Below are 15710 nucleotides of genomic sequence, written 5' to 3' on the forward strand. Positions count from 1 at the left end.
CGGCAACCGTAACGCGAAAGACGATACAGTCGAACCCCTACGTAATGAGCGACGACGACGGTATTCAACGCGCCAGCGATGTCGGTTCCAGCGACGCGCCGCCGGTCGAGGAGAAACCGTACAAGATCATCTTCGAGGCCAACAAGTGCTTCGGCGCGGGCAAGTGCGCTGAGGTCAGCGCCAACTGGGAGATGTCCATCGCCTCGGGCATGGCCCAACCCAACGAGTACTTCTTCGGCGAAGACGACCTCGAGCACAACGTCCGCGCCGCGGAGATCTGTCCCGCGAAGAAAGACGAGGGCTGTATCCACGTGGTCGACCGCCGGACCGACGAGGAGATCGCACCGGACCCCCACGGCGACGGCACGCTGAGCGTCGACTGGTAGGGCTCGAGCGGGGACCGGTTCTGACCGCCTCGAGGACACACCGAAACGCCATCCCCACCCCGGAACAACGGTCGACTGCCTTCTGTGCGAGGGTAGCCAAGCAGGCCAACGGCGGTGGGCTTATCACGCCGGGACCTTTTGCTGCGTTTCGCTCGCGAGCGCTCGCTCCACTTGCAAAATCTCCACCAAAAGCCGTCGTCACCCCCGCTGGGGGTTCCTCGGCCCGCTCGCTCCCGTCGGTCACTCGCGGTACACACCGAAACGCACATCCCCACCCCGGAACAACGATCGACTGCCTTCTGTGCGAGGGTAGCCAAGCAGGCCAACGGCGGTGGGCTTAAGACCCGCTCCCGTAGGGGTCCTTGGGTTCAAATCCCAACCCTCGCACTCGTCACGAGCACCCGCGAGTGACGAGTGTGAGACGCGGGATTTGAACGAGAGAAGTCGCAGCCCGGACGTGAGCGAAGGCGAACGTCCCGGAACGTCTTCGCGTTGTTCAAATCCCAACCCTCGCATGTCGCCGCGAACACACCGCGAGTGACGGGTGTGCAACGCGTGACTTGAACCAGACCGAGGTTCTGCGAGCAACGCGAGCAGGTTCTCGAGCGTGGTTCAAATCCCAACCCTGCAAGCGAGGTCGGCAAGAGCACGCAACTCGAGGGCGGCATAGCTAGCAGATACAGCGCGGTCGAGCGGGGTCAGAACTGCTAGCGCTGCCGTGCAGGAGCGCGCAGGTACAACCGTTTCACCCGATCGGGTGGTAGTCGACGGCGTTCGATGAGCGATCGGAACACCGCGAATCGAGACGACGAGGGGTCACGGATCGCGACCAATCGAGCGGCGGCCGCTATCGCTGTCGGATCGCTGCTGGTCGCGGGCGCGATCGCCCTGCTCGCCCGGCGCGGCCTGCTCGAGTTCCTCGTCGCTCGCGGGATCACCGTGGACGCGCTGCCGATGTATCTGCTGTTCGTGGCTCTGGTGGTCTGGCTCGTGATCTGGAGTTGGGGGCGGCTGATGTCGCTCCTCCAGTGAGACGCGTCGATAGCGGCCGCCCTCACGCGTAGCGGCGGGGGAGCAAGACCGCGAGCGGGGCGTAGATCGCCGCCGTGATGACGAGCGTTATGAGGACGCCGAGACGGAGGTTCTCGGAGACGAGCCGCCACGAGAGCAGCAGAATTCCCGCGGGCGGGAGCGCGAGGCCGGCCGCCGTCCGGTGAAACTGGCGGAGCCGCTTCCCCGCTTCCACCGACGTCAGCGCCGGCTCGCTGTGCTCGTCATCGTCGTCCGCCATGAAGGCGGGCGCGGAGAGGTACATCCCGAGGCCGACGACGAGCCCGACGAACGCGCCGAACGCCAGATCGCCGAAGAGTTCGAGACCGACGTACGCGAACACCGGTACGTCCAGCGCTCCGGCGACGAGCCCGATCAGCGTGGGCGAGAGCTGTCCCTCCGCGGTTGACTCCGACTGCTGACGACCTGACCCGCTCATTCGTACGTCGACCGACTCACCCCAGCCATATGACGTTGCTGTCACGCGGCTCAAGCGAAAACCTCGCTCGGTGATCCGGCGGCGCTCGTCGGGAGCGCGGCGAACTGCTGACGGCTTACTCCTCGCCGTCGACCACGTCCTCGGCGCGGAGTTCCTCGCTGGCCTCCCGGACCTCCCGCATGACACTCGAGATGCGTTCCTCGGCCTCGAGTTCGTCCTCGACGGAGAGGTCGACGCCCTCGACCTCGAGGAGGAACTTGGCGACCTCGGTGGCCTCGTACATCACGTCGTCGAGTTCCTCGGCGGTGAAGAAGTCACACATCGCGCCGTAGAGGAAGGTCGCGCCGGCGGTGCGGACCTTATCCTCGAAGGAGGAGCGAGCCTGATTGACCGCCTGCGGCGTGTAGGTGTCGGTCATGAAGGGGACCAGATCGGGCAGGTTCTCGCCGATCTTGGTCATCTCGACGCCGGTTTCGGTCCGGAAGTCCGAACAGAGCCGGGCGATGGCCCACTCGCGGGCGGTGATGTAGGTCCGATCCCGCAGGAACTCGTTGACCCGGTCGTACTGCGCGCCGTCCATCTTGGTAAAGCGGGCGTATTTCTGGATGTCTTCGGGGACGTCGCTTGCTTCGGGCTCGGGGTCCGGAACGCCCGGCATCGATCCCTCGCCGTCGCCCTCGGACGCCGCCCGCTCGTCGCTACCCGTCGCGGGCGATTCATCGCCCGCCGGTGGCTCGTCCGTCCCCGTCGCAGCGTCCGCGCCGCTCGAGTCCTCGTCCGGTCCGGCCGACTCGTCGGATCGTTCCGGGCGGTCGGAATCGGACCGATCGACCGTCTCGTTGCCGTCCATGGAGGGCCATTACCAAACGGCAGGCAAAAGGATTCCCCTCCCCCGTGGCGGTCCGCGACGGGGCCGGATCGCCGGCAACGGGCGCTCAGACGCTAGCCGGGCGGCCATAAACACGTTTCCCGTCCTCGAGAGTTCGACCGGATTTAAGGTCGTGAGGGACCTTCGGTAGTATATGTCACAGACGCCAGTCGTGGTCGAGGCAGTCCGGACGCCACAGGGGAAAGAAGACGGCGTGTTCGCCGACGTTCGCAGTGAGGACCTCTCGGTGCCGCTGATCGACGAGATTCTGGCCGAGACCGGCCTCTCCGGCGAGGAGGTCGACGACCTGATGTGGGGCTGTGCCCAGCAGCGCGGCGAGCAGGACAACAACCTCGCCCGCGTCATCGCCCTGCTCTCGGAGCTCGGCGAGTCGGTTCCGGCGACGACGATCAACCGCTGGTGTGCCTCCTCGATGCAGTCGGTCATCTCCGCGTCCGACGCCATCGCGGCCGGCAACCGGGACGCCATCATCGCCGGCGGCGTCGAGAGCATGAGCCGCGTCCCGATGGGCGAGGGGTACGGACACATCCACCCGCGACTGGCCGAGATGTACGACCTCGGCGATCTCCAGATGGGGATGACCGCCGAGAAGGTCGCCGAAGAGCACGGCATCAGCCGCGAGGAACAGGACGAGTACGCCGCACGGAGCCAGCAAAACGCCGTCGAGGCCACCGAAGAGGGTCGCTTCGACGACGAGATCGTCACGATCGAGACCGAGGACGGCACCGTCGAGGAAGACGAGGGCCTCCGCCCCGGCACGACCCCCGAAAAGCTCGCCGAACTGCCGACCGTCTTCAAGGACGACGGCTCCGTCACGCCCGGCAACGCCTCCCAGATCTCCGACGGCGCCTCGGCCCTGCTGGTCACGAGCGAGGCCTTCGCCGAGGAACACGACCTCGAGATCATGGCCGAGGTCGGCAAGAACAACGTCGCCGGCGTCGACCCCACCGTCATGGGCATCGGCCCGGTCCCGGCGACGAAGGGGCTGCTCGAGCGCAACGGGCGCGACATCGACGAGTACGACCTCGTGGAGCTCAACGAGGCCTTCGCGAGCCAGTCGCTGTATTCCCGGGACGAACTCGGGATCGACCCCGAAATCTTCAACGTCAACGGCGGTGCGATCGCCATCGGTCACCCGCTGGGGGCCTCCGGCGCTCGCCTCCCCGTGACGCTGATCCACGAACTCCAGAAGCGCGGCGGCGGCCTCGGGCTGGCGACGCTCTGTGTCGGCTTCGGGCAGGGCGCGGCGATCGAGTTCGACGTCAACTGAGACGAGTAGGCTAGATTTTTTGGTCTTTTCACGAACCGGCCGAGAAGAGGTGAGCGGCGAGAGACGACACTCGAGTGTGACCGAGACTGAACTGCTCGAGGTGTTTTCGGGGCGAAAAAACGGGCTGGGAAAGCGGCCTAGAACAGACCGTCGGAGATCCACTCCGGCATCCCGGCGAACGGGTCGTCAGGTGCGTCCGTGGGTTCCTCGGGAGTTTCGACGGAGTCCTCGGGGGCGTCCGTCGGCGCTTCATCGTCGGGCGCTTCTTCGGGGTCCTCCGACACGTCTCCGATGTCGGTCGGGACGTCAACGGAGAGATCGATGTCGTCGAGCGGGTCACTCTGGGAGTCGTCCACGACGTTCTGCGCTTCGGTCTCGAGTGACTCCTGGGTGACCTCGTTGATCGACTCTCGTTCGCTGATCTGTGAGACGTTTTCCTCGACGGACTGTTCTTCGGCGGCCGCCACCGCCCCCGTCCCGGCGACGGTTGCGAGCAGACCGATCGTGATCGCGACGACGAGTACGGCTCCGAACCGATTTCTCCTCCGTGTCATGGTTGTACTGCCCTCATGGGCAGGCCGTCCGATCGGGGTTAGTGACGATAAACCAACAGAACCGTTCGCCGATCGAACAGCGAGTTTCGCCGGTGAAATCGGGTTCGGGACACCGTACGCGAGCGACGGGCGACGCCGGCGGTGCGGCGAGGAACCGGTGGGGGAGACGGGGACGGCAGCGACACGGCACGGAATAGTCTCGAGTTACCAGTGGTCGACGAACCGAAAGCGGACGGTATTGCCGCGGGAGCCGGTTCCCGTATTCCGTCCCTACCGGACGACCCCGTCGAGCCGCGCCGCGGCGGCGAACGAACACCGAATCCCGGTCCGGATCGCCGCCGTCGGCTGACCGTTTTATACTCTCGAGCCGTACGCTCGCGCATGCAAACCGGCCTCCTCGCGATCATCGTCGGGATCCCGCTCGCGTGGCATCTCGGGCTGACCGCCCTGGCCTACTACGACGCCGGACGGGTCGGGCTCGAGCCGCCGAAGAAGTGGGCGGCGATCACCTTCTGCATCCCGCTGATCGGCTTTTTCATCTACCTGTTCGAGCGCAGCGAGCTGTCATACGATCCGGAGACCGATCCCTATCGGGGGCACAACGTCAACATCCATCCCTCGCGGGCCGACGACAGTTCGCTGCCGTCACGCGGTGACGACCGACTGTCACTGGAAGACGACCGAGACGAGGAGGAGTAGCCGAACGCCGTCGAGCGGGAGGCGGACGGCGAGCCACTGTCATGGGGCGGCTGCCGACCGGAAATGTGTGATCGGTCATATATTCCTCGGTAGTTGTGAACAACAGACATGGTCGGAGGAGACGGAGTCCGTCGACGCGTTGTACCGGAGCGGCGACCTTTTTTATCCGGGAACGCGGAGCCCGAGTATGGACCGGGCCCGCGGCTGGACGATTGCGATCTTTCTGTTCGTGTTCGGCGACGCAGTGGCGATGCAGGCCCGGGGGCCGATCCTCTCGGAACTCGAGGCCGGATTCGGCGTCTCCGAGGGTGCACTGGGGCTGGTCGCGCCCGCCGGAACCGCCGGCTTCGTGGTCGCCGTGGTCGCGACGGGGCTGCTCGCGGGCCGACTCCGCATGCGACGGACGCTGGTGGTCGGGGTCGTCGGCGTCGCCTGCGCGCTCGTCGCGATGGCGGCCGCGCCCCTATACGCGGTCTTCCTGCTCGCGCTGCTCGCACAGGGGGCCGCTGCGGGCGCGTTTCGCGGCGTCGACCGCGTCGTATTGAGCCACCTCCACGCCGCCCGGCGCGGCCGGGTGTACACGGCATACGCGCTCGTCTGGGCCGTCGGCGCGGTCGCCGGCCCGCAACTCGTCAGCGCCGTGCTCTCGGTCGCCGACTGGCGGGCCGTCTTCGTCGTCATCGCACTCTGTTTCGTGCCGACCGCGGTCGCCGCCGGCCGCCTCGAGCTCCCCTCGATGTCCGCCGAGCGGTCGCTCTCGCGGTCCGCACTGGCGGACCTGCTCCGGCGACCGTCGGTCGTCGGCGCGTGCGTTGGCATGCTGCTCGTCGGAGCCGTCGAGGGGATCATGTTCACGTGGCTCGCGTACTACGCGGGCGAGTTCTACGCCACGGCGACGGCGAACCTCCTGCTGTCGACGTACCTGCTCGCGTACATCCCCGCTCGGTTCGGGTACACGCTCGCCGTCGACCGCGTGCCGTCTCTCGCGCTGTTGTTCGTCGCCGTCCTGCCCGCGATCCCGGCGCTCGCGGTCGCGTTCTCCGGACAGGCCGGCCCCGTGCTGTTCCTCGCCGTCTTCGTCGCCGGCGCGGGCCTCTCGAGCGGCTTCCCGATACTGGCGGCCTACGCTGTCGAGGCCGCACCGTCGTACACCGGGCCGCTCAACGCGCTGACGACCGGCGCGACCTACGCGGGAATCGCGATCGCACCCGCCGCAGTCGGCGCGCTCGCGGAACTGTACGGCATCGGGCGCGCGCTGTGGCTCGCCGTCGCCATCGCGGGCGCGCTCCTCGTCACGATCGGAGCGACGTGGCTGTGGACCGGCACGGCGGCCGCGCCGACGGTCGCGACGGCGTCGGACTGAGCGTCGAATCGGCACCTCGCGACGGAAAAGAGTCCTCGAGTCGCACTGAAATAGCGTCAGTTCGGCCGATCAGTCGTCTGCCGGCGTGCCGTGACCGCTCTGGAACTGCGCGTCGGGGACCGTTCCGTCGTCGTTCCAGCCGCGTTCGTCGTAGTACTCCGCGAGTCCCTGCTCGAAGTCCGGAATCTCGTAGGGGAGCCGATCGTCGGCCCGGTCGAAGCCGCGCTGATTGTTGAAGTGGCGCTCGAGGGAGACGACCTCGCCGCCGAGTGCGAGCAGGTCCTCGTAGTCGGCGTCGAGCAGTCCTTCGAAGCGCTCCTCGGTGATGAAGTCCCGCGAGAACTTACAGAGGACAGCGCTGTCCTTGATGACGTTGATGTTCTCGAGTTCGACCACCTTCGGCGGTTTCCCCTCGAGACCGGACTTGTCGAAGGCGTCGTCGGCGTCGACGAGCGGGTACTCGTAGGGATAGAACTCGGCGTACATGTGGTCGGCACCGCGGTTCGAGGTGGCGAAGGCGAGGCCCTGTCCGTTCAAGGTGCGGCCGTCGTGGGCGGCGAACTCCATGCCCTTGACCGACCAGTTCTCGACGCCGAGGTCGTCGTGGATGCGGTCGATGCCCTCCGCGAGCTGATCGCCGACGCCCTCGCGGTAGGCGATCTTCTCGACGAGGTCGTGGATCAGGTCGACGTTGCCGAACTCGTCTTCGCTCGCGAGGTAGGCCGCGATGGTGTCGCCCGCCGAGATCGTGTCCACTCCGTACTCGTCGCAGAGCTTGTTCGACTGCATCACGTCGACGATGTCGTCGACGCCGGAGTTCGGGCCGAAGGCCATGAGCGTCTCGTACTCGGGGCCCTCGGTCTCGAGGCCGGACTCCTCGTCTCGCGTCGGCAGTTTGCAGGCGAAGGCACACGACGAGCAGGTGCCTTTCTTGTACTTCTTCTCCTCGACGCGGTCGCCGTTGACGCCCTCGATACCCTCGAAGGAGAGCTCCGAGAAGTAGTAGCTCGGCAGGGCCTCGACCATGTTCGCGTACTCCGCGACGGAGGTGGTCCCCTGATCCCGCATCGGGCTGTCGGAGTTCGCGGCCTCGCCGTGGACCTCCATCTGGAGCGACGGGATCTCGACCTCGCGGGTCGAGTCGCCGTCGAAGGTGATCGCCTTGACGTTCTTCGATCCCAGCACGGCACCGAGCCCGCCGCGGCCGAAGGCCCGCTCCTCGGAGGTCATGATCGAGGCGAACCGGACCTGATTCTCGCCGGCCGGGCCGATAACGGTGGTGTGTTCCGAGCCGAGGCCGTGTTCGTCCTCGATGTACTCGCAGGTCTCGGGGACGGTCGCCTCCTCGAGTTCCGGAACGGGCTCGAACTCGACGCCCTCGTCGGTGACGTGGACGATGACGAGTTCGTCGCTCGCGCCGGTGATCTCGACGGCGCTGTAGCCCGTGCCGGTGAAGTTTCGCGAGAGGAAGCCGCCGGCGTTCGAGGAGAGTAGCCCGTCGGTCAGCGGCGAGACGCCGGTCGCCGACATCCGGCCCGTAAAGCTCATCATCGAGTGCTGGAGCGGCCCCGTCGCGAAGAACAGCCGGTTTTCAGGCCCCAGCGGGTCGGCGTCGAACGGGATCCGGTCGTGGGCGAGTTTCGTGCCGAGCGCCCGCCCGCCGATGGACGACTCGAGGAGGTCGTCGATGTCCTCGGTCTCGGCCGTGCGCTCGCCGACATCGATCGAATACAGCGGTCCCCGTACGTGTTTCATAGTCACACAGTGGTGGTCACGGCCGCAAAACGGTATCGGTTTTCGAGATCGGGGCCGCGGTTCGACCCGCCGTCGTAGCGTGTCACAGGCGGTTGTCGACGGCGTTGGAACGACATCCGACCCGCCGGTTCGGCCGCGGATCGGTGACACTGAACGCCCCCATCGCCGCCTCTCACTCCCACGTTCACTCTCGCTCGAGCGGAACGTTTATCCGAGTACCGAAGAAGCCGCCCGCATGGCCAACACGGCGATCCTCTTTGCGCTCGGTGCATTGCTCCTGTACGGCGGCTGGGCGGTTGCCGGCGGCGTCGCGACGCGGTCGCTCTCGCCCGTAAACGCGGTGTTTCTCTCCTACGTCGCGAGTATCGTCATCGCCGGCGGCTACGTGCTCTCGCTGCGCCGTCCCATCTCCGGGACCCGCGTGGACATCGCCTTCGCGCTCGTCTCCGGGGCGTTCCTCGCGGCCGCCTCCATCAGCTTCTACGCCGGTCTCGCCCGCGGGAACATGGCGATCGTCTCGGCTATTTCTGCCCTCTACTTCGTGATCCCGGCGATCGTCGGCGTCTTCTACTTCGAGGCACAGCTCTCCCCGACGAACGTCGCCGGGCTGGCGCTCGCGGTCGTCGCCGTCGGCCTCGTCGCGGCCTGATTTCGGGACCCGCTCGAGCGCCCGATCTCAGAGCCCCTCGTCGCCGTCGCCCGCGACCTCGCTCAGGTGATCGATGCCCAGCGGCGGGCCGCGGACGAGCAGCGTCTCGCCGGCCGAACACGGGCGGTCGGCGTCCGGATCGAACGTCCAGCCGTCGTCGGCGCGGATCGCGAGGACGACGACGCCGGTCCCCTCCTCGAACTCGAGGGCGGCGACCGTCGTCCCGTCGAGGTCGCTGCCCGCGCCGACCGAAACGGCCGCGATTGCCTCCTCGCTGTCCGCGAGTGCCGCGCCGAAGACCGGCGGCAGTTCGACCTCGCGGAGGACGACCTCGGCGATGTCGACCGCGGCGTCACAGATGACCTCCGAGGCCGCGGCGAGGTGGAGCAGCCCGCGGAGCTGCTCGGGGCTCCCGACGTCGTCGTCGGCCTCGATGACCCACGTCTCGAGGCGCGTTTCGTGCGCGTCGGAGGCCTCCTCGAGCGTGAGCACTTCCCGGGCGAGGGCGTCGCTGTCGAACCGGGCCGCGCCGTAGGCCAGCCCGGCCGCGAGTTCGGCCATGTCCTTGAGTTCGACGACGGTGTCGGCCGCTCGAGCGATGGCCTCGCTCTCCGCCGCTGCTGTCGACGGTTGGGGGGTCGGAAAGGACTCGCCGGTCGCCCGCCGGTAGACCGTCTCGATGCCCTCGCGCGGGCCGCGGCCGACGATCACGTCGCCGGCGGAGAGTCGGTCGTCGCCCTCGGGCGCGAACGACCACTCGCCGTCGGGACGGATCGCGATGAGGACCACGCCGGTCTCGCGGTCGAGTTCGAGGTCGCGCAGGCGGGCTCCCGCGAGGTCGGAGTCGGCGGCGACGGTCGCCCGGACGAGTCGCTCGTCCGCGTCGGGGAAAGCCCGCTCGAAGGCGTCGGGGACGCCGTCGCCGGAGCGGACGATCCGGGCGATATCGGCCGCGGCCTCGGTGATGCGGACGGCGCTCGCGGCGACCTGAAAGAGGCCGACCAGTCGCTCGGCCTCCTCGGCGCGCTTTGCCGCGAGCATCAGCGCGATCCGGGCGTGGTACTGCAGGTAGTTGACCCGCGACTCGAGTTCGAGCACCTCGTCGGCGAGCGACCGGTCGTCGTACCGAACGGCGGAGTAGGCGAGATCGACCGCGAGCTCCGAGGAGTCTTTGAGTTCCACGAGGATCTCCCGGACGTTCCGGGGCTCGTAGGTGATTTCGCGCATTACACTCCGGTCGGCCGGATAGCTAATCAAGATTGGGTCGCAGGGAACGGGGCAGCGAACCAACGCTTAATGCATCGGCGACACACCTTGTGACAGATGTTGGGTCACGATTCCGCCCTCGACGTGTATCGGCAGGCGCTGCCGGTCGTTCTCGTCAGTCTCGTCGCGGGCCTGTTCGCCGGGACGCTGCTGGGAACCGAAACGATGCGCGACGGGATCGAGAGCGTCCCCGGAATCCTCCTGTTGCTCCCCGCCTTTCTCGCCACCCGCGGCGGCGTCTACGGCTCGCTCGGCGCGCGGCTCTCGAGCGGCCTCCATCAGGGCGTGATCGCGCCCCGCTTCGAGTGGACCGGTCGACTGCGAAACGCGATCGTCGCCTCCTTTCTGAACGGGATGATCGTCTCCGTCTTCATCGCCGTCCTCGCGTGGGGTGTCATGCTCGCGCTCGGTCGCCCGGCGAGCCTGCTCGAACTGGTCATCGTCCTGTTCGTCGCCGCCCTGCTGAGCGCGGTCGCGATGCTCGGCGTGTTGCTGACCGTGATCTTCAAGGGCTACCGGCGGGGGCTCGATCCCGACAACGTCATCGGTCCGGTCGTGACCACCGTCGGCGACGTCTTCGGCGTGGTCTTCCTGTTGACCGGTATCGCCGCGGCGGGGGCGGTACTGTGAGCGTCGGCGGCGACCTCCTGTCCGGCGAGGACCTCGAGGACGACCTGCTCGACGAGTGGTCGGTCAGGTCCATCGTCACGACGCTCGTCCCCCTGCTGGCCGTCCTCTCGGTCCTCCAGATGGTCTCGGGGACGGTCCTCGAGAGCTACGAGGAACAGTTGCTCGAGAACCCGGCGCTGCTCGTCTTGGTCCCGGTGATGATCGGCACCGCCGGCAACCTCGGCTCGATCATGTGCGCCCGGCTGTCGACGCAATTGCATCTGGGCACGCTCGAGTTCTCGCCGTCGAATCCGAATATTCGGGCCAACGTCGGGGCGGTCCTCGGGCTGGCGGCGACGGTGTTCGTGCTGCTGGGACTCGCGTCGTGGGGGATCGGCCGCGCCCTCGGCGGGACGCTCGGGATCGGCACGCTCCTGGTGATCACGATGATCAGCGGCATGCTGCTGGCGGTCTGGGTCGTCGTCGTCAGCTCCGTCTCCGTCTACGCCTCCTACCGGCTCGGCTACGACCCCGACGACACGACGATCCCGGTGGTGACGAACGTCTGTGACATCACCGGCGTGCTCATCCTCTTCGGTGTCGTCGGACTCGTGCTGTAAGTCGGCCGCGCGGCGACGAGACCGAATCTACACCGGCGTTCCGCACTGCTCGATCGTCTCGCGGACCGCCTCGGTCCGGCCGATGAGCGTGATGTGATCGCCCCGCTGGAGTTCGACATCGGGCGTCGGCACCTCGCTGGTCCCGTTGCGACTCACGAGCGCGATGAGGACGCCGTTGGGGAGTTCGCTCCCGATGTCGGCGATCGGCTTGCCGATGAGGTCGTCGCTGGTGACTTCGATCTCCTGGACGTCGCCGGAGCGGCCGAGTTCGGACATCCAGTTCGACAGCGCGGGCCGTTCGATCTGGTTGTCGATCGCCCACGCGGTCGACTCGGCCGCCGAGATGGTCTGGACGCCGAGGTCCTCGAACGCCGACGCGTTCGACGGCTCGTTCGCTCGAGCGATCACGTTCTCGACGTCGAAGTTCGACTTCGCGAGCTGTGCCACGAGGAGGTTCGCGTCGTCGTCGCCGGTCGCCGCGACGACGGTCTTGGCGTTTTCGGCACCCGACTCGCGTAACACCTCGACGTCGGCCCCGTCGCCCCGCCGAGCGGTGAAGCCGTCGTTGCGGAGTTGCTCGAGGATCGTCGGATCCTCCTCGATCAGCACTACGTTTTCACCGCGCGCTTCGAGCCGTTCTGCCAGCGAGCGACCGACGCGGCCGCCGCCGATGATGAGTACACGCATTGGAATCACGTCGAGTTTCTCCGCGATCTGTCGGGCGAGCCCGCCCTCGAGGACGACCGTGATGAGGATGACGAGGAAGACCGTGCCGACGAGCAGGTCCGCACCGGCCGCGTTCTGCGGTGCGGTCTCAGTCTGCAGTCGGATCGCGAACAGGGTCGCGACCGACGCGGGGATGATGCCCCGCGGGCCGACGAAGCTCATGAACAGCGTCTCTCGGAACGTAAACCGGTCTCCGCGGGTCGTCAGGAAGACCAGGAGCGGTCGCAAGACGAACATCACGACGAAGACGACGGCCACGCCGCCGAGCCCGAGCGCGAACAGCTGGTCGAACTGGAGCAGCGCCGCGAGCGTGATGAAGACGAAAGAGAGGACGATCAGTGTAATATCGCCCTTGAACGCCTCGATCTCCTCTTCGTAGGGGAGCCCGGCGTTCCCGAGGATCAGTCCGGCCGTGGCCGCGGCCGCCACGCCCGCCTCCGAGAAGACGTAATCGGCCATCCCGAAGGCGATGATCGCGCCCGCGAGCGTGAGCAACCGGGCGTTTTGGGGCGCGTTGTCCGGCGAGAGGTCGACGTACTGGAGCACCGACCAGACGACCGCGGCGACGACGACGCCGACGAGGAGCCCCGTGCCGAGCCGTTCGGCGAACAACTGGAGGTAGAGTTCGGTGGTCAGCGTCTCCTCCCCGACGGTCATCGCCTTGAACAGCACGACCGCGAGGATCGCCGCCGTCACGTCGTTGACGATCCCCTCCGTCTCGAGGGTCGCCGCGACCCGGTCGCGGACGGGAACGACCTTCAGGATCGGCGTGATGACCGTCGGCCCCGTCGCGATCAGGAGCGCGCCGATCAACAGCGCGATATCCCAGTCGGCTCCGAGAAAGAATCGCACCGCGCCGGCGGTCCCGAGAAACGCGATCACCGCGCCGATCGTAGTCAGCCGTAACACGGCCGTCGGCGCTTCTTTGATCTTCTCGATCTTGAGGTGGAACGCCCCCTCGAAGACGATGACGGCGACGGAGAGGCCGACGATCGTCGAGAGACCGCTCTCGCCGAAGGAGTCGATGGTCAACACGCCGAGCCCTTCCGGGCCGATCGCGACCCCGGACGCGATGAGAAAGAGGACACTCGGCACGCGGAATCTGGCCGAGAGGAGTTGCGAGAAGACACCGAGACCGACGATCGACGCGACCAAGAGGAGCAGATCGGCACCGCCTTCCGCCCCGGTCATGGTCGTCGCCGTCGCCCCGCGATCGGGTGGCGTATCGCTACTGCTTGTCCGTCCATTCGTGCAAATCCACTCGGTCCAATCGGTTAACTCCTGCGAGAAACGGCCGTAATTTGGTCGAGACGGGTTCCCCAGTCGTCACAGCGAGCGATTCGCGAGGGCGACGGCGTCACCGCGGCGAGAACGGAGCGGTCAGTCGTCCGCGTAGATCCGGTCGACGCGGTCCTCGAACTGCTCGAGGATGACCCGTCGCTTCTTCTTCATCGTCGGGGTCAGCATGTCGTTTTCCTCGGTGAACTCCTGTGGGACGAGTTCGAACCGCTTGATCGTCTCGTGTTTCTCGAAGTTCTCGTTGACCCGGTCGACCTCTTGCTGGATGTGCTCGCGGACCCGATCGTCGTCACACATCGCCTCGGGGTCGTCGGGGAGGTCGATGCCTTCCTCGTCGGCCCACTTGCGGAGGTGGGTCGTGTTGGGGACGAGCAACGCCCCGATGAACTTCTCGCCGTCGCCGACGACCATCGCCTGTTCGACGATCTCGCTGGCCGCGAAGGCGTCCTCGAGCGGGCCCGGCGCGACGTTTTTCCCCGTCGAGAGGACGATAATCTGTTTGAGCCGGTCGCGGAACTCGAGGTAGCCGTCGGGCCGCAGGTGGATGATGTCGCCGGTGCGGAACCAGCCCTCCTGCGTGAACGCCCCCTCGGTCGCGCCGGGCTTGTTCCAGTAGCCCTCGGTGACGTTCGGCCCCTTGACGAGGAGTTCGCCGACCTCGCCGGGGTCGTCGGCGAAGGCCTCCTGATCGGCGACGGTCTCGTCGACTTTCACGTCGACGTTGACTAAGGGTGCGCCGATCGTCCCGACCTCGACGGCGTCTTGGGGATTCGTCGCGACGACCGGCGAGGTCTCGGTCAGGCCGTACCCCTCGAAGATGGGCAGCCCCATCGCGTGATAGAGCCGACAGAGCTCCGGCGAGAGGCTCCCGCCGCCGCTGATGAGCAGGTCGATTTCGCCACCCAGCGCCTCCCGGACCGACGAGAAGACGAGTTTGTCCGCGACCGCGTGTTTGGCCGACAGGATCGGCCCCGGCGAGTCGGCCAGTTGATACTCGACGCCGACGTCGGTGGCCCACTCGAAGATCCGTTCGGAGACCGCCGAGCCGCTGGCCTCCTCGCGGATGCTGTCGTAAATCTTCTCGTAGACGCGAGGCACGCTCGTGGCCGTCGTCGGCTCGACGATGCTGAAGTCCTCCTGAAGCGTGTCCGGACTCTCCGCGTAGGCGACGCAGGCACCGCTCGCGAAGAGCACGAAGTGGCCGGCCGTCCGCTCGAAGACGTGCGCCAGCGGCAGGTACGACATCGCCACCGACTCCTCGTCTAACACCGGCACGTCGTCGTCCTTGTCCGGCCGCGGCGCGAACCGCTTCCGAATGCCGTTGACGTTCGACCGGAAGTTCCGGTGGCTCAACTGGACTCCCTTCGGCTGACCCGTCGTCCCGCTGGTGTAGATCAGGCTCGCCAGATCGTCCAACTCCGTCTCCGCGATCCGTTCCTCGTAGGCCTCGAGGTCGAACGTCTCCTCGCCGCGGGCGTAGACCTCGCCGAGGGTCAGGATGTCGTCGCGGTCGTCGTAGCCGTCGACCTCGTCGATCGAGACGATGAACTCGAGGTCGAGGTCGGCTTCGACTTCGAGGACGTCCTCGAGCAGGGCCTCGTTTTCGACGACGACACCGTCGGCGTCGGGATCGTCGAGCAGGTAGCGGACCTGATCGGGCGAGGAACTCGTGTAGACGGTAGTGACGACCGCGCCGGCCGAAAGCAACGCGAAGTCGGATTGGGCCCACTCCATGCGGGTGTTCGAGAAGAGCCCGATTCGATCACCCGTTTCGACGCCCAGATCGCGAAAGCCGGCCGAGAGCGTGCGGACGATGTCGCGCATCTCGGCGTAGGAGATCGTTCGGAACTCCCCGGGCGTCGCGGCGGGGAGGACCAAATCGGTCAGCGATCGCTCGTAAATGCCGCCCTTGTACTGCTGTGCCGGCCGGTTCGCGTTCCGCTCGGCCGAGTCCTCGAACAGCCGCGCGAGGGTCGTCTCGCCGATTACCTCGTCTTCGTACTCTCGTTCGGCGTCCCGCCAGTCCATACCCTGTGAGAATGGGTCGCGTGCGATAAAACGTGATGAAACTGATTTCATCACCGGCTGGGTTTCTCACATGCTCTCGAGGCCTCGAAACACGGCTGAGCGGCCGGT

General features: G+C 66.9%; 15 protein-coding genes and 1 tRNA gene. 9 read left to right on the top strand and 7 right to left on the bottom strand.

The window, feature by feature from the left end; all coding sequences use genetic code 11:
- The first annotated feature begins 44 nt into the window (after positions 1-44).
- From ACT4ML_RS09780 to ACT4ML_RS09790, 3 genes are all read left to right on the top strand, one after another.
- The gene (locus ACT4ML_RS09780) at positions 45-386 is read left to right on the top strand and encodes a ferredoxin (protein WP_444720696.1); all 342 of its coding nucleotides are present in this window, start codon (positions 45-47) and stop codon (positions 384-386) included.
- 303 nt (positions 387-689) lie between these two features.
- Positions 690-773, top strand: a tRNA-Leu gene (locus tag ACT4ML_RS09785).
- 390 nt (positions 774-1163) lie between these two features.
- Entirely contained in the window at positions 1164-1418 is a 255-nt protein-coding gene (locus ACT4ML_RS09790) for a hypothetical protein (RefSeq protein ID WP_444720697.1), read from the top strand.
- Between the two features lie 22 nt (positions 1419-1440).
- Here the strand turns inward: ACT4ML_RS09790 and ACT4ML_RS09795 are convergent, their stop codons facing one another.
- Complete coding sequence (locus ACT4ML_RS09795) at positions 1441-1875, bottom strand: hypothetical protein (protein ID WP_444720698.1); 435 nt, start codon at positions 1873-1875, stop codon at positions 1441-1443.
- A gap of 115 nt (positions 1876-1990) precedes the next feature.
- Positions 1991-2725 carry a DUF5806 family protein gene (locus tag ACT4ML_RS09800; RefSeq protein WP_444720699.1) on the bottom strand — a complete coding sequence of 245 codons (735 nt, stop codon included), beginning with the start codon at positions 2723-2725 and terminating at the stop codon, positions 1991-1993.
- A 172-nt stretch (positions 2726-2897) separates the two neighbouring features.
- Here ACT4ML_RS09800 and ACT4ML_RS09805 point away from each other — a divergent pair, with 172 nt between their 5' ends.
- Entirely contained in the window at positions 2898-4034 is a 1137-nt protein-coding gene (locus ACT4ML_RS09805) for a thiolase family protein (RefSeq protein WP_444720700.1), read from the top strand.
- Between the two features lie 137 nt (positions 4035-4171).
- On the opposite strand, the gene ACT4ML_RS09810 is transcribed toward ACT4ML_RS09805, so the two are convergent.
- A complete protein-coding gene (locus ACT4ML_RS09810; RefSeq protein WP_444720701.1) occupies positions 4172-4588 on the bottom strand; it encodes a hypothetical protein in 417 nt (138 codons plus the stop codon).
- 381 nt (positions 4589-4969) lie between these two features.
- On the opposite strand from ACT4ML_RS09810, the gene ACT4ML_RS09815 reads away from it, so the two are divergent.
- Both ACT4ML_RS09815 and ACT4ML_RS09820 read left to right on the top strand, forming a co-directional pair.
- A complete protein-coding gene (locus tag ACT4ML_RS09815) occupies positions 4970-5287 on the top strand; it encodes a hypothetical protein (RefSeq protein WP_138246442.1) in 318 nt (105 codons plus the stop codon).
- Between the two features lie 187 nt (positions 5288-5474).
- Positions 5475-6650 carry an MFS transporter gene (locus tag ACT4ML_RS09820; protein ID WP_444720702.1) on the top strand — a complete coding sequence of 392 codons (1176 nt, stop codon included), beginning with the start codon at positions 5475-5477 and terminating at the stop codon, positions 6648-6650.
- A 69-nt stretch (positions 6651-6719) separates the two neighbouring features.
- Here ACT4ML_RS09820 and ACT4ML_RS09825 read toward each other — a convergent pair whose 3' ends face one another.
- Entirely contained in the window at positions 6720-8405 is a 1686-nt protein-coding gene (locus tag ACT4ML_RS09825; RefSeq protein ID WP_444720703.1) for an aldehyde ferredoxin oxidoreductase family protein, read from the bottom strand.
- A gap of 235 nt (positions 8406-8640) precedes the next feature.
- Here ACT4ML_RS09825 and ACT4ML_RS09830 point away from each other — a divergent pair, with 235 nt between their 5' ends.
- Complete coding sequence (locus ACT4ML_RS09830) at positions 8641-9054, top strand: EamA family transporter (protein ID WP_444720704.1); 414 nt, start codon at positions 8641-8643, stop codon at positions 9052-9054.
- 27 nt (positions 9055-9081) lie between these two features.
- Here the strand turns inward: ACT4ML_RS09830 and ACT4ML_RS09835 are convergent, their stop codons facing one another.
- Positions 9082-10281, bottom strand: coding sequence for a potassium channel family protein (locus ACT4ML_RS09835; RefSeq protein WP_444720705.1), 1200 nt, complete (start codon positions 10279-10281; stop codon positions 9082-9084).
- Between the two features lie 96 nt (positions 10282-10377).
- On the opposite strand from ACT4ML_RS09835, the gene ACT4ML_RS09840 reads away from it, so the two are divergent.
- Positions 10378-10950 carry a magnesium transporter gene (locus ACT4ML_RS09840; RefSeq protein ID WP_444720706.1) on the top strand — a complete coding sequence of 191 codons (573 nt, stop codon included), beginning with the start codon at positions 10378-10380 and terminating at the stop codon, positions 10948-10950.
- A complete protein-coding gene (locus ACT4ML_RS09845) occupies positions 10947-11549 on the top strand; it encodes a magnesium transporter (protein ID WP_444720707.1) in 603 nt (200 codons plus the stop codon). The genes ACT4ML_RS09840 and ACT4ML_RS09845 overlap by 4 nt, the downstream gene beginning before the upstream one ends.
- A gap of 27 nt (positions 11550-11576) precedes the next feature.
- On the opposite strand, the gene ACT4ML_RS09850 is transcribed toward ACT4ML_RS09845, so the two are convergent.
- Positions 11577-13466, bottom strand: a complete 1890-nt coding sequence (locus ACT4ML_RS09850) for a cation:proton antiporter domain-containing protein (protein ID WP_444720708.1) — start codon at positions 13464-13466, stop codon at positions 11577-11579.
- Positions 13467-13655: 189 nt separating this feature from the next.
- Positions 13656-15602 (bottom strand): AMP-dependent synthetase/ligase, encoded by a 1947-nt coding sequence (locus tag ACT4ML_RS09855; RefSeq protein ID WP_444720709.1) that lies wholly within the window; start codon positions 15600-15602, stop codon positions 13656-13658.
- Between the last annotated feature and the right edge of the window lie 108 nt (positions 15603-15710).

This window comes from Natrinema sp. LN54, from assembly GCF_052439245.1.
Lineage (GTDB): Archaea > Halobacteriota > Halobacteria > Halobacteriales > Natrialbaceae > Natrinema > Natrinema versiforme_A.

Excerpts from the sequence above, each read along its gene's own strand:
- ACT4ML_RS09835 (WP_444720705.1), bottom strand. The coding sequence starts at position 10,281 with ATGCGCGAAATCACCTACGAGCCCCGGAACGTCCGGGAGATCCTCGTG.
- ACT4ML_RS09790 (WP_444720697.1), top strand. The coding sequence starts at position 1,164 with ATGAGCGATCGGAACACCGCGAATCGAGACGACGAGGGGTCACGGATC.
- ACT4ML_RS09795 (WP_444720698.1), bottom strand. The coding sequence starts at position 1,875 with ATGAGCGGGTCAGGTCGTCAGCAGTCGGAGTCAACCGCGGAGGGACAG.
- ACT4ML_RS09825 (WP_444720703.1), bottom strand. The coding sequence starts at position 8,405 with ATGAAACACGTACGGGGACCGCTGTATTCGATCGATGTCGGCGAGCGC.
- ACT4ML_RS09805 (WP_444720700.1), top strand. The coding sequence starts at position 2,898 with ATGTCACAGACGCCAGTCGTGGTCGAGGCAGTCCGGACGCCACAGGGG.
- ACT4ML_RS09780 (WP_444720696.1), top strand. The coding sequence starts at position 45 with ATGAGCGACGACGACGGTATTCAACGCGCCAGCGATGTCGGTTCCAGC.
- ACT4ML_RS09840 (WP_444720706.1), top strand. The coding sequence starts at position 10,378 with ATGTTGGGTCACGATTCCGCCCTCGACGTGTATCGGCAGGCGCTGCCG.
- ACT4ML_RS09815 (WP_138246442.1), top strand. The coding sequence starts at position 4,970 with ATGCAAACCGGCCTCCTCGCGATCATCGTCGGGATCCCGCTCGCGTGG.
- ACT4ML_RS09855 (WP_444720709.1), bottom strand. The coding sequence starts at position 15,602 with ATGGACTGGCGGGACGCCGAACGAGAGTACGAAGACGAGGTAATCGGC.
- ACT4ML_RS09810 (WP_444720701.1), bottom strand. The coding sequence starts at position 4,588 with ATGACACGGAGGAGAAATCGGTTCGGAGCCGTACTCGTCGTCGCGATC.
- ACT4ML_RS09820 (WP_444720702.1), top strand. The coding sequence starts at position 5,475 with ATGGACCGGGCCCGCGGCTGGACGATTGCGATCTTTCTGTTCGTGTTC.
- ACT4ML_RS09830 (WP_444720704.1), top strand. The coding sequence starts at position 8,641 with ATGGCCAACACGGCGATCCTCTTTGCGCTCGGTGCATTGCTCCTGTAC.
- ACT4ML_RS09800 (WP_444720699.1), bottom strand. The coding sequence starts at position 2,725 with ATGGACGGCAACGAGACGGTCGATCGGTCCGATTCCGACCGCCCGGAA.
- ACT4ML_RS09850 (WP_444720708.1), bottom strand. The coding sequence starts at position 13,466 with ATGACCGGGGCGGAAGGCGGTGCCGATCTGCTCCTCTTGGTCGCGTCG.